The sequence below is a fragment of the Snodgrassella alvi wkB2 genome, from assembly GCF_000600005.1.
GTDB lineage: Bacteria > Pseudomonadota > Gammaproteobacteria > Burkholderiales > Neisseriaceae > Snodgrassella > Snodgrassella alvi.
Genome location: NZ_CP007446.1, coordinates 1,762,054 through 1,778,888, shown reverse-complemented (window position 1 = coordinate 1,778,888; position 16,835 = coordinate 1,762,054). Strand labels below are relative to the sequence as shown.

The 16,835-nt window shown below is 39.4% G+C and carries 16 protein-coding genes; 7 read left to right on the top strand and 9 right to left on the bottom strand.

What is annotated here, in order from left to right:
- Positions 1-172: 172 nt before the first annotated feature.
- A complete protein-coding gene (locus SALWKB2_RS07975; protein ID WP_025331147.1) occupies positions 173-1,441 on the bottom strand; it encodes an MFS transporter in 1,269 nt (422 codons plus the stop codon).
- A gap of 139 nt (positions 1,442-1,580) precedes the next feature.
- On the opposite strand from SALWKB2_RS07975, the gene SALWKB2_RS07970 reads away from it, so the two are divergent.
- The gene (locus tag SALWKB2_RS07970) at positions 1,581-2,462 is read left to right on the top strand and encodes a LysR family transcriptional regulator (protein ID WP_025331146.1); all 882 of its coding nucleotides are present in this window, start codon (positions 1,581-1,583) and stop codon (positions 2,460-2,462) included.
- 50 nt (positions 2,463-2,512) lie between these two features.
- Here the strand turns inward: SALWKB2_RS07970 and SALWKB2_RS07965 are convergent, their stop codons facing one another.
- From SALWKB2_RS07965 to SALWKB2_RS07940, 6 genes are all read right to left on the bottom strand, one after another.
- Positions 2,513-4,042, bottom strand: coding sequence for a class I adenylate-forming enzyme family protein (locus tag SALWKB2_RS07965; RefSeq protein WP_025331145.1), 1,530 nt, complete (start codon positions 4,040-4,042; stop codon positions 2,513-2,515).
- Complete coding sequence (locus tag SALWKB2_RS07960; protein WP_099048807.1) at positions 4,042-4,869, bottom strand: SDR family NAD(P)-dependent oxidoreductase; 828 nt, start codon at positions 4,867-4,869, stop codon at positions 4,042-4,044. Before SALWKB2_RS07960 ends, SALWKB2_RS07965 begins: the two co-directional genes overlap by 1 nt.
- A 309-nt stretch (positions 4,870-5,178) precedes the next feature.
- On the bottom strand, positions 5,179-5,640 hold the full coding sequence (locus SALWKB2_RS07955) for a hypothetical protein (protein WP_025331143.1): 462 nt from the start codon (positions 5,638-5,640) through the stop codon (positions 5,179-5,181).
- A 714-nt stretch (positions 5,641-6,354) separates the two neighbouring features.
- Positions 6,355-7,065 carry an EcsC family protein gene (locus SALWKB2_RS07950; RefSeq protein WP_025331142.1) on the bottom strand — a complete coding sequence of 237 codons (711 nt, stop codon included), beginning with the start codon at positions 7,063-7,065 and terminating at the stop codon, positions 6,355-6,357.
- 69 nt (positions 7,066-7,134) lie between these two features.
- Positions 7,135-7,572: a ribonuclease HI gene (gene rnhA, locus SALWKB2_RS07945; RefSeq protein WP_025331141.1), complete on the bottom strand. Its 438-nt coding sequence runs from the start codon at positions 7,570-7,572 to the stop codon at positions 7,135-7,137.
- A gap of 31 nt (positions 7,573-7,603) precedes the next feature.
- A complete protein-coding gene (locus SALWKB2_RS07940) occupies positions 7,604-9,010 on the bottom strand; it encodes an FAD-binding oxidoreductase (RefSeq protein ID WP_025331140.1) in 1,407 nt (468 codons plus the stop codon).
- Positions 9,011-9,139: 129 nt separating this feature from the next.
- Between SALWKB2_RS07940 and SALWKB2_RS07935 the strand changes: the two genes are divergently transcribed.
- The 6 genes from SALWKB2_RS07935 (at position 9,140) to purF (ending at position 14,655) form a co-directional block, all read left to right on the top strand.
- Positions 9,140-9,499 (top strand): hypothetical protein, encoded by a 360-nt coding sequence (locus SALWKB2_RS07935; RefSeq protein WP_025331139.1) that lies wholly within the window; start codon positions 9,140-9,142, stop codon positions 9,497-9,499.
- A 6-nt stretch (positions 9,500-9,505) separates the two neighbouring features.
- Positions 9,506-9,991, top strand: coding sequence for a protein YgfX (locus SALWKB2_RS07930; RefSeq protein ID WP_025331138.1), 486 nt, complete (start codon positions 9,506-9,508; stop codon positions 9,989-9,991).
- A 4-nt stretch (positions 9,992-9,995) separates the two neighbouring features.
- On the top strand, positions 9,996-11,300 hold the full coding sequence (gene folC, locus SALWKB2_RS07925; RefSeq protein WP_025331137.1) for a bifunctional tetrahydrofolate synthase/dihydrofolate synthase: 1,305 nt from the start codon (positions 9,996-9,998) through the stop codon (positions 11,298-11,300).
- Positions 11,301-11,343: 43 nt separating this feature from the next.
- Positions 11,344-12,522 (top strand): SPOR domain-containing protein, encoded by a 1,179-nt coding sequence (locus SALWKB2_RS07920; protein ID WP_025331136.1) that lies wholly within the window; start codon positions 11,344-11,346, stop codon positions 12,520-12,522.
- Between the two features lie 14 nt (positions 12,523-12,536).
- Entirely contained in the window at positions 12,537-13,034 is a 498-nt protein-coding gene (locus SALWKB2_RS07915) for a CvpA family protein (RefSeq protein WP_025331135.1), read from the top strand.
- 85 nt (positions 13,035-13,119) lie between these two features.
- Positions 13,120-14,655, top strand: coding sequence for an amidophosphoribosyltransferase (purF, locus tag SALWKB2_RS07910; RefSeq protein ID WP_025331134.1), 1,536 nt, complete (start codon positions 13,120-13,122; stop codon positions 14,653-14,655).
- Between the two features lie 180 nt (positions 14,656-14,835).
- Here purF and SALWKB2_RS07905 read toward each other — a convergent pair whose 3' ends face one another.
- Complete coding sequence (locus SALWKB2_RS07905) at positions 14,836-15,906, bottom strand: zinc-dependent alcohol dehydrogenase family protein (protein ID WP_025331133.1); 1,071 nt, start codon at positions 15,904-15,906, stop codon at positions 14,836-14,838.
- A 305-nt stretch (positions 15,907-16,211) separates the two neighbouring features.
- On the bottom strand, positions 16,212-16,793 hold the full coding sequence (locus tag SALWKB2_RS07900) for a ferritin-like domain-containing protein (RefSeq protein ID WP_025331132.1): 582 nt from the start codon (positions 16,791-16,793) through the stop codon (positions 16,212-16,214).
- Positions 16,794-16,835 lie beyond the last annotated feature (42 nt).

Below are 16,835 nucleotides of genomic sequence, written 5' to 3'. Positions count from 1 at the left end.
AATGTGAAAAATGAAATTTCAAATCTAAAAAACTGTTTGGCTATTTTCAAAATAATCTTCATAAATCAATTCAAAATTTGATAAATTAAATTTATCGGTAAAATCACCAACAAAAAATTCAGTCTGTTTTATGCAGAGTAAAGCAGGATGGTACATTCTTATGAATAAAAAATTATTTTTCAGATGATGAATTCTCAAATAAGAAATAACTTATTGCGCAAATAACAGCCATGACTGCCCAAACGCCGACCCAGGAGAATTGATGTAATAGCCATGGAATTATGGCTGGAGTTGCAAACAGAATGAAAAATACTACTGTATTAGCCATGGCTAATACGGTTGCAACACTCTTTTGTCCGGCAACTGTAGCCAGTTCGGTATATCCGATTCCATGCCAGGAAGAAATTGATATACCAGATATAAGAATAATGAAACTAACAAAGTAGGCAAAATGATGTATATTGAGTTTATATGAAAAATAAGTAAATACGGTAAGGGCTGCGAATAAGATGAATGAAAGGGCTGTAACCGCTTTCAGAAAAAATTTTCTATTTCCCCTTTTATCTGTATAAAAGCCACTACCGATACGTGTTGGTATTGAACTGATTTGTATGAAAAATAGTAGAATACTGATATATCCAATACTTAATCCGGCAAAATCGTGCAAGAAAAGCATTGAAAATGTCATCAATGCAAACTGTGGCGCACATAAAATACCTACAGCTAATACAATGCGCCACACTTTCAATGATTTCATTGGCTGAGTTGATTTATTTTTGAGTGATTGTGTTATATCCGGTGTTTTGCGTTCACTCTCACTATCTGGATCAATAATCCATAGATAGCTGAATAATGCAGCCAGAATACAAATAAATGCCGATATAAATAGTGTGGTCGAAAATCCATAATGAATTGATATGTAAGGGTAGAATAATGCTCCCAATGCATAACCAAGTGGTACAGCTGCCTGTCTTACACTCATTGCTAAGCCGCGTTGCTGTGGTTTAAACCATTGTATGATCGCTTTGCCACTTGAACCATTTACACTGCTCCCAAAAAGACCGACGACTAGTAAACCGGCACATAAAATGATACTTATTGAAGTGTGTGATGATATTTTTGCAAAATAAGCCAGGGTGAAAAGAGCTATGGCAGTTGTGGACAATCCTGTAATTAATATCGGCCGATCTCCGAAGCGATCGGTGGCAATTCCCCAGGGTAATTCACTTACAGCAATTCCAAAACCTACAATGCCCATTAAAAGCCCTAATACAGATGTTGGGATATGGTAATTATTACGTAGAATAATGGAGGCTGCAGGTACGCCGCCGATAACAAAAGTAAAGCATGTATTAGCGAATGCACCTGTAAATAAAACTTTCCATTTATGGTTATCAGAAAAAATATTTTTATCCGGCAATTTGTTTGAATTTAAAGACATTGATGAACTCCTTTTTTCCAGAAAATAATAGCTAAAATTTTTTATATCTGTAAAACAGGATTTTTTGATTTATTTATAACGGAAAATCCGATATATTAAAGAAATCTAATGACACTAACCGATGAAGACTGATTACACTATGGAAAAACTTGATTTAGAAATTCTTCACACATTTGTTGTCATTGTAGAAATGGGCAGCTACACGAAAGCTTCGAATATTTTATTTAAATCTCAATCGGCTATCAGTGAGCAAATCCAAAAGCTTGAGGTATTTTGCGATGCACAATTGCTGCATCGTGGCAGATACGGCGCGAAACCGACAGCTATTGGTGAAAAAATGTATAAGCATGCAAAAAAGATATTATCTTTAAATGATAATATCATAAATGATATTAGAAGCCATGATTCGGTATATGAGCTGACACTTTCAATTACAGATTATTTTATGCCTGCCACGATAGCATCTGTATTAAGAGGGCTACGTGACCAATGTCAGAATATTCAATTTAATGTCTCAATTCAGAGCAGTTCAAAAATGCTTCTTGAACATACTCTGGAACAATATGATATCGCTTTATTTATTCATTTAAACGGACAGCGATTACCCGATAATGATAATTTTATGATTGTAGGGCATGAACCGCTCGGCTGGGCTGGCTCGAAAGATCTTAGTATAACCGGATCTGATCCGCTGCCAATTATAACTTTGCCAAAAGGCTGCTTATTACAAAAATTAGCTATAGATAAATTAGAAAATAATAAAATATCTTATAATTTATCTCATTATGCTTCCAGTGTTATTGGTATGCAGTCTGCTATTGAGGCTCAATTAGGCATAGGCTGCCTGAACAGATCGTCAATGTCTAAGAAATTTATCGATTACACCGATATCCTAAAACTTCCGGCATTACCAGATATTGATTATATTATGTATTATAAATCGGAGAAAAATCCTTTTATAAATACGATAAAAGGATTAGTTGAGCGGGTAACAAGCAATGATAATGCTTTCGAAAAATAAAAATTTTTAAAAATATTATTATGCTTATCAGTACTGGTGTTTTCGCTAACTCAGATCTTAGATAATTCATAATATCGATTGATCAGTTGTTTTCTGTCAACTTTGCCAATATGAGTCATGGGCAATTCGTCAATGATATATATTTTTTTTGGCATTTGGTAACGTGCAATTTGTGGTTTTAACCAGTCTATTAAAGTATCTTCGGTTTGTTCAGTATGCGCTGCTAATACCACAAATGCCACTAATCTCTGTCCGAATTCCTCATCATTAACACTAATAACGGCTAAGTCGTTAATGTCAGGATGGTTAACTAAGCATTGTTTGAGTTCGAATGGGTAAACATTTTCACCACCTGAAACTATCATGTCATCAGCCCGACCATTTAGATAATAATTATTTGTACTGTCTTTTTGAACTATATCACCAGTAGCTGTCCAGTTTTTGCCCTGAGTGGACCACGCACATTTGATATAGAGTTCACCTTTTATCGCATCCTCTTTGCCATTGTTCATTAATTTGGCTGATAGTCCTTTAACAGGCTTACCTAGAGTTGATGGGTGAGTGATCAAATCATCCGGCGTTGCAATCAAGCATATTCCAGCTTCCGATGTGCCATATAAGTTAAATAACACTTTACCAAGTTGATTAATTGTTCGTTGAACCAGTGTGACAGCAATTGGTGCGCCGCCGGTGATGATGCATCTTAAACTACGTAACTGCGTTACAGAATAATTCATCATTCGACTGAGCATTAAGGGAACGAGGGTGATAACTTCAATGTTATGTTTGTTAATAAGTTGACAAACTTTGGCGGCATCAAAGCGTTTATTGATAAATATAGTGGCACCTAATAGTACCGACATACACAATGTCGCAATACCAAAACCATGGTAAATCGGTGTTGCTATATAGATTCTGTTATATTTGCTCAGGTTTAATTTCATCAGCAATTGATAAAAAGGACTGATAAAATTTTGTGCTTTACTATTGCGTCCTGCCATTTTAAAACGTCCTGTTGTACCACTGGTTAACACAGTAAGTTTATTAAAATGGGTAACTTTAAGATTGCCGGAATAGGGGGGCATCTTATCCTTTAAGAGCGAGTAAATGGAAATTTGCTCCGGATGATCTGTTGGTAATGATTTGACATCAATTAAGATAGGAATTTGAGGATCATGTATGATCCAATCAAATTTTACCGCATCTTGTATATTTTGTAATTGCTTGGCTGATAGTTCTGTATTGAGTAAGTAAATATCTGCACCTAGCCGGGCAATAGCAAAGAGAGTTTGAATCATAATAGTATGATTACTTGCCATTATGGCTATTTTTTGATGCGGTTTTATGTCACAATGCGCTGCTAATTTTTTGGCTAAATGCTGCGACTGCGTATAAAGTGTATGATAATTTATACAATTGTCATTTTCATTAATGGCGATTTGGTCTGGGCTCAGCTTCTGACGTACATAGAGCAACGCCATTAAATTCATTCCAACCGAACGAAAACTCATTAATAAATAAAAAATTCCTTTAAAAGTCAAAAATTTAATGGTGTATAGCGCTTTGATTGTTTTTATCATCATTTTCTCTTAATGTAATAACAATTTAATTTAAACCAGATGCCATTAAACAGGACGCCGGCCAATTGCACTATCATCGCCCACCATGGTTTATATTGGCGTTTTTGTGTTTGTAATAAATAACTTATAATTGTAGCAGCTTGCTTTGGCTGTAATGCAGGTAAGTTCTGATAAGCTTTGGTCGGCTCGATCATCCTTGTTTTTACTAAAGGTAAATATGCTGTCGATACTTTGATTTGCCGGTTTTGTAATTCAGGCATTGCTGAACGCAGCCATTGATCGAATGCCGTTTTTGAGGCTTGATATGCTGACCAATTTACCGCTGGCGCAAACAACACATTGACAGCCGAAACGTTAATGATATGTCCTTTACTTTGCTGTAATTTGGGGATAAGTGCAAGGCATAATTGTACCGGAGTCAGGTAGTTTAATTTTATAGTTCGTTCAAAATCATGCTGGCGATCTAACGATTGCATGACCGGGCGACAAATCGATTTACCGGCATTATTAATAAATATATCAACAGGTAAATTTTGTATATATTTTATGAATCCATCAAGTTGTTCCTGATCACGCAAATCAGCTGCATAAATGTCAGCTTTAGCTTTGCTCATAGTGAGCCGTTGCTTTAATTCGCGCAGTTTATCAACTGTGCGCGCAACCAATATTAAGTTGCAATCAATATCGGCTAAAAGATAACAAAGCGACTCTCCAATGCCATAACTGGCGCCTGTTATAATGATAGTTTTATGTTTTAACCGCTGCGTTAAACGGCGGATATTAGGTTTATGTACATAAAACAGCAAAAAGTTAAGCAGTTTAATCAAAGCAACGGATTTCAATTGTAAATAATATGAACAGCAGCATGAAGGTAGCAATTAATAAATCAATAGGTTATTTATTTTTGTTACGTCATCATTTTAATTTCATATGTTAAGTAATTAGTCTGGTTAAATCCTGTCCTTAGCATGGATCAATAAAGCAGGCAATCATCATGACGGAATAAATAGCGGGAATGTAAATCATCCTAGAATATCATATATTCCAAAAAGATAAACAAACCTTGCCAAAGATAGGATAAAAAATTAATGCTACAAGTTTAATTGAAAACTTTATAGATTTAGTAAATGAAAAAGTTATATGCCTATAATATAGAATGAACCATACTTTTGTATAGTTACATCAATCCAGGCTATAAAATCGATAATCATCTGAGAAAGCAAAGGCTTGGATTTAGAAAACTTGTGAGCCGTTTCTTTTAAATAATCGTCTTCTAGCATACAGACAAAACGAAAATCAAATAAATCACTTTTAAGTTCTTTTAAATTCTGGGCTTGATCAACTCTGGTCTTAAGCCTTAATAGTGCCGGTTTTATAAGTAGCCATTGTTCTGTATTAACTTCGGTGATTCCCCAATGCCCATATTCACCGTATTTAGGAACATACTCGTATATAATGCCCTCAATAAAGCTGAACGCTCCTTCTGTCAGGTATTTAGATGTAGTACTGTAGACGGCTTTTTTATTAGGGGGTATGGCGAATTCAAAAATAAGCCCGCCTATGTTCTTATAATATGATTGTAAATTAAAATTAATCATGCACACACCATTATATTTCTCAAATGAGATTAAAACTGTATTAAATACAGGTACACTGAATATATTTTTAATTCAATTAATATATTATTTTAAATGGAAATTTGATTTATTTTAAAAAAAATTCAACTAGATACTGAGTTATATTTTAGGTGAAAAATTAGGTATTTTATACATGTATTTATAGCTTAATTATAAATAATCATTGCAGTTGTGTTATTGTCTTTTCAATAATATTAAAATATTTTAGCATGAAATAAAAAAAAACGGTTTAATTAAATTAATATGTTTTTTCCATAAAATTTCTTCGAGTCCACAGTTACCAGCTTTGGCTAAATATTAAATTCTTCTACGCCGATACCAAAACTTTTCGAACAATATGTTTTCTATGCTTGATAGTACTATTAAGGTAGTTAAGAAGTGGGTGGGTGATAATAATTTATAAAGAAATTAAAGCTTTATTCAGCTGGTTCTACGCCACGGTTAGCCAGTTCATCAGCTTTTCTTTAGTATGCAGCTTTTATTACAGGTCTGATGATGAACTGATTGTTTGATTATCAAATTATCGGAAGATAAACCTGCTGCTCCTGATATGGTTGAAATGAATGGCAAAATATAATGTTACCTTAAACATTTAAATACAAAAAAATCCAAATAATTATTATTTGGATTTTTTGTTAATGGAAATAATTTTAACAAATAAGAAAATTGAAATAACTATTTAATTTCTATTACATTGGAATTTGACTCAGAATATACTTCTTTTAGAAAAAAATCTCTGGCGGCATTCCCAATAAGATTTGTTGTAACGCCATCAAATGTTGCACCTACTAATCCACCTACAAAAGGTACAGCTTTTGTCAAATTTATTACTCCTGTCTTTCCAGCTTTAGTAATGAGTCTAAATCCGATAGCTTTATTAATATTATTAATAATATCTCTAGTTACGTATTTTTGTATCATTGCAACAGTACATTTTTCCGCAATTGTTACGCCAGCTTGTTTTAGAACTTCTATAGTATTATTTCCTGCAAGACAAGCAATACATAATGTTCTTACTTGATCCTCGCTTAATTCATGTTCATTTACGCTAGAATTATATTTACTTATGCAAGCTATAGCAGCAATCATCCTTAATTGAATATATATACTTGAAATTAAATTGGCTGGTATTGAAACAGGCAGTGTTGTTATACCTCCTAAATTTGTAATAAATCCTCCTGTTGCTGCTTTAGCATTTTGCCATCTTATAAGACTATTAATAGCTTCTAATTTATTATAGTTGTTTGATTGTAAGTATTCTTTAGCTAAATCCTCTGCTCTTCCTATACCACCAACTCCATTAACTGCCTTATTATATGCCCATATAAGTATTTCTGGCATTTTTTTTTGTAAATCTTCGTCCTTATTAATAATAGAATTATCCATCAAAATCTCCCTTATTGAAGTAGAAATTTTATTTCAAAATAATATTGTTTAAATTTACAAATAAAAAGATTATTTAAAAAAAATTTGTACACCTTTATTAGCCAGTTCATCAGCTTTTTCATTTCCCGGATGTCCGGCATGACCTTTAACCCAGTGCCAGTGTACCTGATGCTTACTTACTTCGCTGTCCAGTGCCTGCCACAGTTCAGCATTTTTTACCGGCTGTTTTGAGGCAGTTTTCCAGCCGCGTGCTTTCCAGTTATGAATCCATTCCTGCATGCCGTTTTTAACATATTGTGAATCTGTGTAGATGTTAACAATACACGGGCGTTTTAATGCTGCAAGTCCTTGAATTACAGCTGTGAGCTCCATGCGGTTATTGGTGGTATTAGCCTCACCGCCGAAAAGCTCTTTACTGTGGCTGCCGGATTGTAAAAATGCTCCCCAGCCACCCACGCCGGGATTGCCTTTGCAGGCACCGTCGGTATACAGAGTAACTTCACTCATATTCATAGTTGATTTAAAAATGCTTACTATATCACGTATGCACAGGTAAAACTTTTCCGGGATTCAGGATACCTTCAGGGTCGAGGCTGTGTTTTTGTGCCTGCATCCATTTGATTTCTGCATTACTGCGAACACGTGGCAGCCACTGATTTTTTAACTGACCAATGCCATGTTCGGCAGCTATACTGCCATGGTAGTTTAATACCTGTTCATATACGACTTTATTGATGTTTTCTTCATATTGATAAACATCATTATTCATAATATCGGCAATAAAAACGTTGTAATGCAGACTGCCATCACCGAGATGGCCGAATAAAATGGTCTTGGTTTGCGGAAAGGTTTTAATCAGTTGTTGCTGGCAGTTTTCGACAAAGTCAGCAACATGTTCTATCGGAACGACAATATCATGCTTAATACTAGCTCCGAGGCTGCGTTGTGCAGCAGATATGTTTTCACGCAAGCTCCATAAATGCTGACGTTCTGTTTCAGACTGAGCAATAACTGTATTAAGCCAGTTACCTTGTTCCAGTACGCTGATTAAGGGATCGGTTAAATTTTGTGCCGGCAGGCTATCGCTCAGTTCTACCAGAATATGCCAGCTCGCATGAGTTGGTTCGCGTAACTGACTATAGCTGGCTGACAAACTCAGAGCCGCCTGACTGATTAGTTCAAAGCTGGACAGGCGCTCGGCAAAGTGATTTTTCAGTGCGGCTAACAGACTGGTGGCAGCGTGAATATTGTCTACGCCAATCCATGCTGTTAATACACTTTGCGGCGGAGCAAACAGTTTTAGTGTGGCTGCGGTAATAATCGCCAGTGTGCCTTCACTGCCAATGATTTGCTGACGCATTTCATAGCCACTGGTGTTTTTATGCAGTGGATACAGGTGACTGACCAGTTCGCCATCAGACAGGACATATTCCAGACCCAGTACCAGATCACGCATTGTGCCATAACGCACTACATTCAGACCGCCGGCATTACAGGCAATATTTCCACCTATCTGACAGGAGCCTTCACTGGCCAGACTCAGGGGAAAATAGCGATTGGCAGTTTGAGCGATTTTCTGTACTTCAGCGAGTATCATGCCGGCTTCTACGGTAATGGTGTTGTCAGCCAGATTGAGTTTGCGCATGCGGTTAAGTTTACTTAACGAAAGGATAATTCCTTTACCGGCAACAGAAGCATGCGGTGTAGCACCGCCGCACAAGCCGGTATTTCCGCCTTGCGGAGTAACAGGAATATGCTGCTGATGGCAATAGCGCATAATCTCCTGTACAGCGCTAACGGTATGCGGTTGTAATACTGCAAAAGCCTGTCCATGATAACGGCCGCGCTGGTCGGTACAAAACGGTTCGATAAGCTGATTGTCAGTGAGGATTTCATCAGGCGTAAGGATTTGCTGAAACCGGGCTAGATGAATGGTGTGAGGCATGGCAGTTAACTCTGTAGACACTATAAGCTGATTGTACGGTAATTAAAAATTGCGGGGCGGTAAATATACGCTATCGCTGAACGTTTACAGTACAATATGGTTATTCAGTAATATTAGTAAGGATAGGGCATGTATTTTGTTGATCGCAGTGCTGTTGTGCTGAAACCTGCTCAGGCTTTTCTCGACTGGCTGAAAAGTACCAGTGATGATTTGCCTGAGTTAACTTTGTCACAGCTACAGAGTAATTGTACTACATTGCTGGTACCGGAATTTGAAACTCCGGAACAGGTCATTGGTTATATTGGTGAACGCTTTAATCTGATTTTTGAGGCAGAGCTGTCTGCATGGGAGGTTGAGCGTAAGCTGTGGCCGGTATTGGATATTGATCAGTTCTGGAATTTTTTTACAGTAGAAGTACATGATATGGTACTGGATCTGGTAGATACAAATATACATATATCTCCGGTATATGGTGAAGAACAGGTTTAGTATCTGATGATGGCGTGTGTTGTGCGGCTGAAGCCATCCCGATGTGCTTTTTATCTGGCGGTGATTATGCATGTACTGACACTAGTGGCTATTGTGTTCTACAGCACAGGCTGGTTGTGTCTGGTATGGCTGCTGGCATGGTTATTATCTGCATTATGGGCAAGTTATGGCTTGCGGCAAGGTAGAGTCAAAAAAATTGAAATCAGTCCACAGGGGCAGGCTTCACTGCTATTTACACAGGGCAAAGCTGCAGTACCGGCTAAACTGTGTTGCAGTGGTATTGTTATCAGAGCAAATATGATGGCTTTACACTGGCAAACTTCGCGCGGCTGCGTATACCAGCTTTTGCTACCGGATATGACCGATGCGCAGGCATGGCGAAGATTACAAGTATGGGTACGTTGGTGTCAGCCAAACAATACACAATCTGTTTTGAGGCAATCAATCTTGAATAAGGTAATCCGCAGGCTCAGGCTGAAGGATAAGAATTAAAATAATGGCAGAAAAATTTCATGCAACTGGTTTGTCTTCATGGCTGCAACATTTGGAAAATGGTGTGGCCGGCGGCGAAATTGAAATGGGGCTGGCCAGGGTAGGCGCTGTCCGTGACCGGATGGGTTTAAAGCCGGTATGTCCGCTGATTGTTGTTGGCGGAACCAATGGTAAGGGTTCGGTGTGCGCTTATCTGACACAGATTTATCATGAAGCCGGTTATCGGGTTGGTACCTTAACCAGCCCGCATTTGTTACGTTTTAATGAACGTATTGCGATTAATGGTGAAGCTGTTGCTGATGATTTGATTGTCAGTGCGTTTGAGCATATAGAGACAGCACGGGCTGAGATACCGTTAACCTATTTTGAGTTTAATACGCTGGCTGCCGTAGATGTATTTATACGCCAGCAGGTAGACGTAATGATACTGGAAGTAGGGCTGGGCGGGCGGCTGGATGCTGTCAATATATTTGATGCCGATGTGGCGGTGATTACCAGTGTTGATTTGGATCATGAGGCATTTCTTGGTGATACAGTAGAAAAAGTGGCATTTGAAAAAGCAGGCATTATGCGTGCTGGAAAGCCTGTAATTTGTGCTCAGATTCCTGTACCGCACAGTCTGTCATCGCATGCTGCAGAGGTGGGGGCAGATTTACTTTTGCTTGGTCGAGATTTTGATTGCCATAAGATGGAAATGCAGCAGTGGTCGTATCGTTTTCATCCGCAGAAAAGTAGTTTGTATACAGGTGAGCATGCCCGTCATGCTTTACCGATACCTGTATTGCGCGGTAATTTTCAGCTTAGTAATGCAGCTTGTGCATTAACTGTGCTGGAATGTTTGTCTGAACGTTTGCCTCTGGATATTGGTGCAATTAAACGCGGATTGTTGCGCGTACGCCATCCGGGAAGATTTCAGGTGTTACCCGGACGACCGGTTACGGTACTGGATGTGGGGCATAACCCTCATGCAGCAAGGGCATTGCGCAGCAGTTTGATTGCTTTACCCTATGCAGAAAAACGTATGGCTGTATTCAGTATGCTGGCTGATAAAGACATTGATGCGGTTCTGGAAATTATTAAAGATCAGTTTGATTGCTGGCTGATAGCTCCGCTTGCTTTGCCACGCGGTATGACTATACAGGCTTTACAAGAAAAATTTATTCAGCATAATATTACTGCTGTGACAGCTTATCCTGATGTTAAAGAAGCTTATCAGGCTGCTTTATCAGAGGCCGGTGAGAATGATAGAATCGTTGTATTTGGTTCGTTTCATACAGTAGCAGAAATAATAGATTTATCTTCAAGGTAAATTCTGAAAATAGAAACGATAAGGTCAGAGGAGTTAGTGATTAATGAATGCACAGGAAAATTATGAACAGCTGAAACGGCGCAACAGGCGCCGTTTGGTAGGTGCATTAATTATGGTAGTTATTGCTGCTATATTGCTGGTTATTATGCTGAGCCGTCGTACGCCTCAGTCTGTACCGGCACCGCAGCTTGAAGTCAGAACTGCTTCGTCAGAAACAGCTTCTGGCACAGCAGGTATGGTGTCTCAGGCGAGTGTTGCGCAGGCACAGTCTGCTTCAGCTATAGTACTGGAACCGGTAACGGCGGCAAGATCATCTGCGGTAAATACAACTGTCGGTTCGGGTAATGCATCTGCGGCATCTGAACATAAACAGGAAAACAGTATATCCAGACCTGTGATGCGTGAAGAAACAACACATCCTAAACCTGTCTTGCCGGCTAAAATAAATAATACACCGGTAAAAACTCCGGTACCGTCAGAGCGACGGCCGAATGATACTGATTCAGCAGGTATCAAACCGTCTTCTGAAAGAAAGATTGTTGAAAAAAATAACAGACAACAAGTACATACTGAAGCAGTACCAGTTGTTAAACCAAAACCGGTTATCAACAGAACTCCGGTAGAAACAACAGAAAAAACTAAACAGGTTCTTGTTAATACGGTAAGCAGTAACCGCCCTAAAACTGAACCTGTAACAGTAAAGCCGGTGAATAAAACACCAGCCAGTACAGTTGATACTACACCTGTAGTAAAAAACAGAAGCGAAGTTGCTAATACAGAAAAAAAACCTGTGTCTGCAACACCTAAACCAATAAATAAAAATCCAGTACCCGTAAAACCGGCATCGACAGCAAAACCGGCAAATAATACGGCAGGCGGTAAGCTGACACCGCAGCAGATATTGGAAAATAAAGCAGCCGGTACGGTGTCTAAAAATTCTGCTTCCGGTCAGAATCGAGGCAATGCTACCAGTAGCAATAATAAACCGCCTGTTGAACGAACGGTGATTCAGATTGGTGCCTATACCACTGAGGCGCAGGCCAATCTGGTACAGCAAAGACTGTCTGTTGCCGGTGTCACTACCAGTATCAGTAAAAGTCAGACTAGTAAAGGCACACTGTATCGGGTACGCAGCCAGGTTTATAATAATCGCAGTCAGGCTTTGCAAAATCTGGATAAAGTGCATGCTGCAGGACTGGACGGACTGGTAATTGGTTTATAGGAAGTTGGTATTGCATGACCCTTTTTGATGTGCTGGCTCTCGGCCTGATATTGTTAACAACTTTGGTTGCTATGATGCGCGGGCTGGTGGGCGAAATAGCTTCACTGTTATGCTGGGTGGTTGCATTTGTCGGAGCCAAGTTGCTGGCCGCACCTGTGGCTGATATGGCTTTTACGACTATGCAGCCACGGGCATTGGCTGTTTCATTATCATATGTGATGGTATTCGGTGTTTTGTGGATTATTCAGCGTCTGATGCGCACAGTGATTACTTCAGCATTGAAATCGATCGGGCTTGGCGGAGTTAACCGTATGCTGGGCGCCTGTTTCGGTGCGATTAAAGGAATTATTATTGTCACTTTAGTGGTGCTGATATGTTCTTTTACTGATTTGCCGAAATCTCCTGTGTGGCGGGATTCATTTACAGCAGGCATGTTTGAAAGGCTGGCGATGGTGGCGGTGCCTTATCTGCCGTCTTTTCTTGCTGATAAGCTGAATTCACCATCGGTATAACAGCATGAACATAAGTAACCGAATACAACGCGCGTTTTTAATAACAAAAAACGCGCGTATTTATTTGTCTTGAATGGAGAAAGTAATGTGTGGTGTATTGGGTATTGTGGCACATGAACCGGTAAATCAGCTTTTGTATGATGGTTTACAGATGCTGCAACATCGCGGACAGGATGCTGCCGGAATTGTTACCGCTGAGGGTACTATGTTTCACATGCATAAAGGTCGCGGTATGGTACGTGATGTATTCCGTACCCGTAATATGCGAGAACTGATAGGTAATGTTGGTATTGCTCATGTCCGTTATCCGACAGCCGGAAATGCCAATTGCAGTGCTGAAGCGCAACCTTTTTATGTAAATTCCCCTTTCGGAATTGTGCTGGCACATAATGGTAATCTGACCAATACCGAGGAGTTATTTAAAAATGTCTGTTTTACTGAATTACGCCATGTAAATACCCGCTCTGATTCTGAAGTGCTACTTAATGTACTGGCACGAGAGCTGGAAAATCAGGTTGGGAATCGTACTGCACTGGCTTTATCGGATATTTTTGCCGCTGTGGCCGCACTGCATAAACGAGTGCATGGTGCGTATGGTGTGGTGGCATTAATTGCCGGTTATGGTTTACTGGCTTTTCGTGATCCACTTGGTATCCGGCCTCTGTGTCTGGGTAAAAGGGAAGAGAACGGTCATACAGATTATGTCGTTGCTTCTGAATCTGTGGTTTTCCCTAGTCTGGATTATGAGCTGGTAAGGGATGTGGCACCCGGTGAAGCTATTTTTATCAGTAATGAAGGCCAGTTATTTTCACAGCAGTGCGCACAGGAACCTCATCTGATGCCCTGTCTGTTTGAATATGTATACTTTGCCCGCCCGGACTCTGTAATCGACGGAGTATCGGTATATCAGGCTCGTCTGAATATGGGGGTAACACTGGCAGAAAAGGTAAAACGGACACTGGATTTAGCAGACATTGATGTAATTATGCCTGTACCGGACACCAGCCGTCCCAGTGCTATGGAGCTGGCTTTGCATTTGAATAAGCCTTACCGGGAAGGACTATTTAAAAATCGTTATATCGGCCGGACATTTATTATGCCCGGGCAGGCTGTGCGTAAAAAATCTGTGCGGCAAAAGCTTAATCCGATGAATTATGAGTTTAGTGGTAAAAAAGTTCTGCTGGTAGATGATTCTATTGTACGTGGTACAACCAGCCGGGAAATTGTGGATATGGTGCGTGAAGCAGGAGCGATAAAAGTTTACTTTGCTTCTGCTGCGCCGGCTGTATTGTTTCCGAATGTTTATGGTATCGATATGCCAACCCGGGAAGAATTGATTTCATACCGGCGTAATGCAGAGCAGGTGGCTGCGGAAATTGGTGCCGATGGTGTTGTATTTCAGGATCTGGATGATTTAAAAGAGGTAGTTTTAAAGCTGAATCCGCAAATTGAAGGTTTTGACAGTTCTTGCTTTGACGGCCGTTATATTACGGGTGATGTTGATGAAGCTTATCTGCAACATCTTTCTGAGAATAAAAATGCATTAGCCACTTCTTTTGTGGTTCCCAGTTTGATTGAACACAGTGTCAGCGTGCAGGAAGATGAGGATGAAGAAGAATAAACTGATATTTTAAATTCTACGGCGAATCGGATAAATAACAGAATTGCTGAATATTCGATTTTTCAGCGGATTTAAAGAGATAATCATTTTGTAAACAGACAGTAATAAATAAAGCAGCCTTAATGGCTGCTTTATTTATTAGGGCAGATTTACTTAAAGCTGTTATCTGATCGGCAGTATTCAATAATCAATAATAACTTTCATGGCTTTTTCATCTGCTGCATGCTTAAAGACATCATAAGCTTTTTCCAGTTCATTAAAGTGGAAGTGGTGTGTAGCCAGCTTTTCCATCGGCAGTTTGCCTGAGCAACAGGTTTTCAGCAACATGCCGGTAGTATTGGCATTAACCAGACCTGTGGTAATGGTAAGATTTTTAATCCAGAGTTTTTCCAGCTCAAAGTTGACTGACTGCCCATGTACACCTACGTTAGCCAAGTGTCCGCCTTCTTTTACCACACGCTGACAGATATTCCATGTGGCTTCAAGACCTACAGCTTCCATAGCGCAGTCTACTCCGCGGCCGCCGGTGTACTCCAGAACACGTGCTACTGCGTCTTCACTGGCAGAATTAATGATTTGCGTGGCACCCAGCTCTTTTGCCATATGCAGGCGGTTATCATCCATATCAATCATGATAATCTGGGAGGGAGAATATAGTTGTGCGGTCAATAAACAACTCATTCCTACCGGGCCGGCACCGACAATGGCTACTGTATCGCCGGGTTTAACATCACCATATTGCACACCGATTTCATGTGCAGTAGGTAAGGCATCTGACAACAAAACGGCCACATCTTCATTTAAATTTGCCGGTAATCGGTAAAGTGAATTATCTGCAAAGGGAGTACGTACGTATTCAGCCTGAGTACCATCAATCATGTAGCCCATAATCCAGCCGCCACCACTCTGGCAATGTGCATAAAGCTGTTTCTGACAGTTTTCACAAGTACCACAGCGGCTGACACAGGAAATAATGACTTTATCGCCTTTTTTAAAATTTTTAACCGCACTGCCTGTTTCTTCAATAATACCAATCCCTTCATGCCCGAGAATGCGACCGTTGAATTGACCGTCTTTTTGAATGGCGGTTTGTTCAATCTCTGGATTTTTTCCTTTCCAGATACCCAGATCGGTACCGCAAATAGTTGTCCGGGTTAAACGAATGATTGCATCAGTTGGTTCGATAATAACTGGTTTAGTACGTTCTTCAAAACGAATGTCACCTGCTCCGTAGTACACCATTGCTTTCATGTTGTTTACTCCATAAACTATTGAAAAATAATCCAGATATATTTCTGGAAACCTCTTAATATGATTGTAGTGCAAAGAGATTCACACCACAATTTACCTGAGTATTTTCTTTAAAAGGTTTGTCGGAATATTAATTTGCCTCAAGTTTGAGCGATTTATCGCTATAAAGATAAATAGAATTATGTCATAATAGATAGTTTGAAATAATAATAAATATAAAATTCAAACATACACTATTAGTCGGAAAAACAGTTTGAAAAAATCCGCAGACTAACTACGGATTTTTATGTTAAACCACTAAATTATTAAATTATTTTTTTTGATACGGGTTTGCCATCCAAACCTTCCATCATGTCGGATAATTCGTCTGCATGATCTTCTTCTTCAGCAAGAATATGTTCGAGTATGCGTTTAGTAGTGGTGTCATAATCGCTGACATACATAATGGCCTGCCGGTAAAGATCAATCACAATACGTTCTGCAATCAAATCTGACTCTACCATATCCCGTAAAGTTTCTCCCTCAATATATTCTGTCGGTGAACGCTGAATAAACACATCCGGATTTAAATCCGGTTCACCGCCAAGCTGGGTAATACGTTCAGCCAGCATAGCTGCATGTTTTTGTTCTTGTTCTGCATGTTCCATAAATTCTTCTTTAACGGCATCCATAAACAGGCCGGTTGCCATGTAGTAATGTCGCAGATAACGCAGTACACACACCCATTCTGAAGCCAAAGCTATATTAAGCAGTTCGATTACCCGTTCTACATCCAGCTCATACGTAGAAGTAATCGGTCCGTCTTCATAATTTTTGCGTGCATTTTCCCTTAATTCTTCAGTTGTGCTGAATTTAATATCTCTTTTTAGCGGTTTGCGTTTGTTCATGCTTATCTCCTTATTTATCTAAACAAGTTACGGTTTGTTGCC

Excerpts from the sequence above, each read along its gene's own strand:
- SALWKB2_RS07975 (WP_025331147.1), bottom strand. The coding sequence starts at position 1,441 with ATGTCTTTAAATTCAAACAAATTGCCGGATAAAAATATTTTTTCTGAT.
- SALWKB2_RS07970 (WP_025331146.1), top strand. The coding sequence starts at position 1,581 with ATGGAAAAACTTGATTTAGAAATTCTTCACACATTTGTTGTCATTGTA.
- SALWKB2_RS07965 (WP_025331145.1), bottom strand. The coding sequence starts at position 4,042 with ATGATAAAAACAATCAAAGCGCTATACACCATTAAATTTTTGACTTTT.
- SALWKB2_RS07955 (WP_025331143.1), bottom strand. The coding sequence starts at position 5,640 with ATGATTAATTTTAATTTACAATCATATTATAAGAACATAGGCGGGCTT.
- SALWKB2_RS07950 (WP_025331142.1), bottom strand. The coding sequence starts at position 7,065 with ATGGATAATTCTATTATTAATAAGGACGAAGATTTACAAAAAAAAATG.
- rnhA (WP_025331141.1), bottom strand. The coding sequence starts at position 7,572 with ATGAGTGAAGTTACTCTGTATACCGACGGTGCCTGCAAAGGCAATCCC.
- SALWKB2_RS07940 (WP_025331140.1), bottom strand. The coding sequence starts at position 9,010 with ATGCCTCACACCATTCATCTAGCCCGGTTTCAGCAAATCCTTACGCCT.
- SALWKB2_RS07935 (WP_025331139.1), top strand. The coding sequence starts at position 9,140 with ATGTATTTTGTTGATCGCAGTGCTGTTGTGCTGAAACCTGCTCAGGCT.
- SALWKB2_RS07930 (WP_025331138.1), top strand. The coding sequence starts at position 9,506 with ATGATGGCGTGTGTTGTGCGGCTGAAGCCATCCCGATGTGCTTTTTAT.
- folC (WP_025331137.1), top strand. The coding sequence starts at position 9,996 with ATGGCAGAAAAATTTCATGCAACTGGTTTGTCTTCATGGCTGCAACAT.
- SALWKB2_RS07920 (WP_025331136.1), top strand. The coding sequence starts at position 11,344 with ATGAATGCACAGGAAAATTATGAACAGCTGAAACGGCGCAACAGGCGC.
- SALWKB2_RS07915 (WP_025331135.1), top strand. The coding sequence starts at position 12,537 with ATGACCCTTTTTGATGTGCTGGCTCTCGGCCTGATATTGTTAACAACT.
- purF (WP_025331134.1), top strand. The coding sequence starts at position 13,120 with ATGTGTGGTGTATTGGGTATTGTGGCACATGAACCGGTAAATCAGCTT.
- SALWKB2_RS07905 (WP_025331133.1), bottom strand. The coding sequence starts at position 15,906 with ATGAAAGCAATGGTGTACTACGGAGCAGGTGACATTCGTTTTGAAGAA.
- SALWKB2_RS07900 (WP_025331132.1), bottom strand. The coding sequence starts at position 16,793 with ATGAACAAACGCAAACCGCTAAAAAGAGATATTAAATTCAGCACAACT.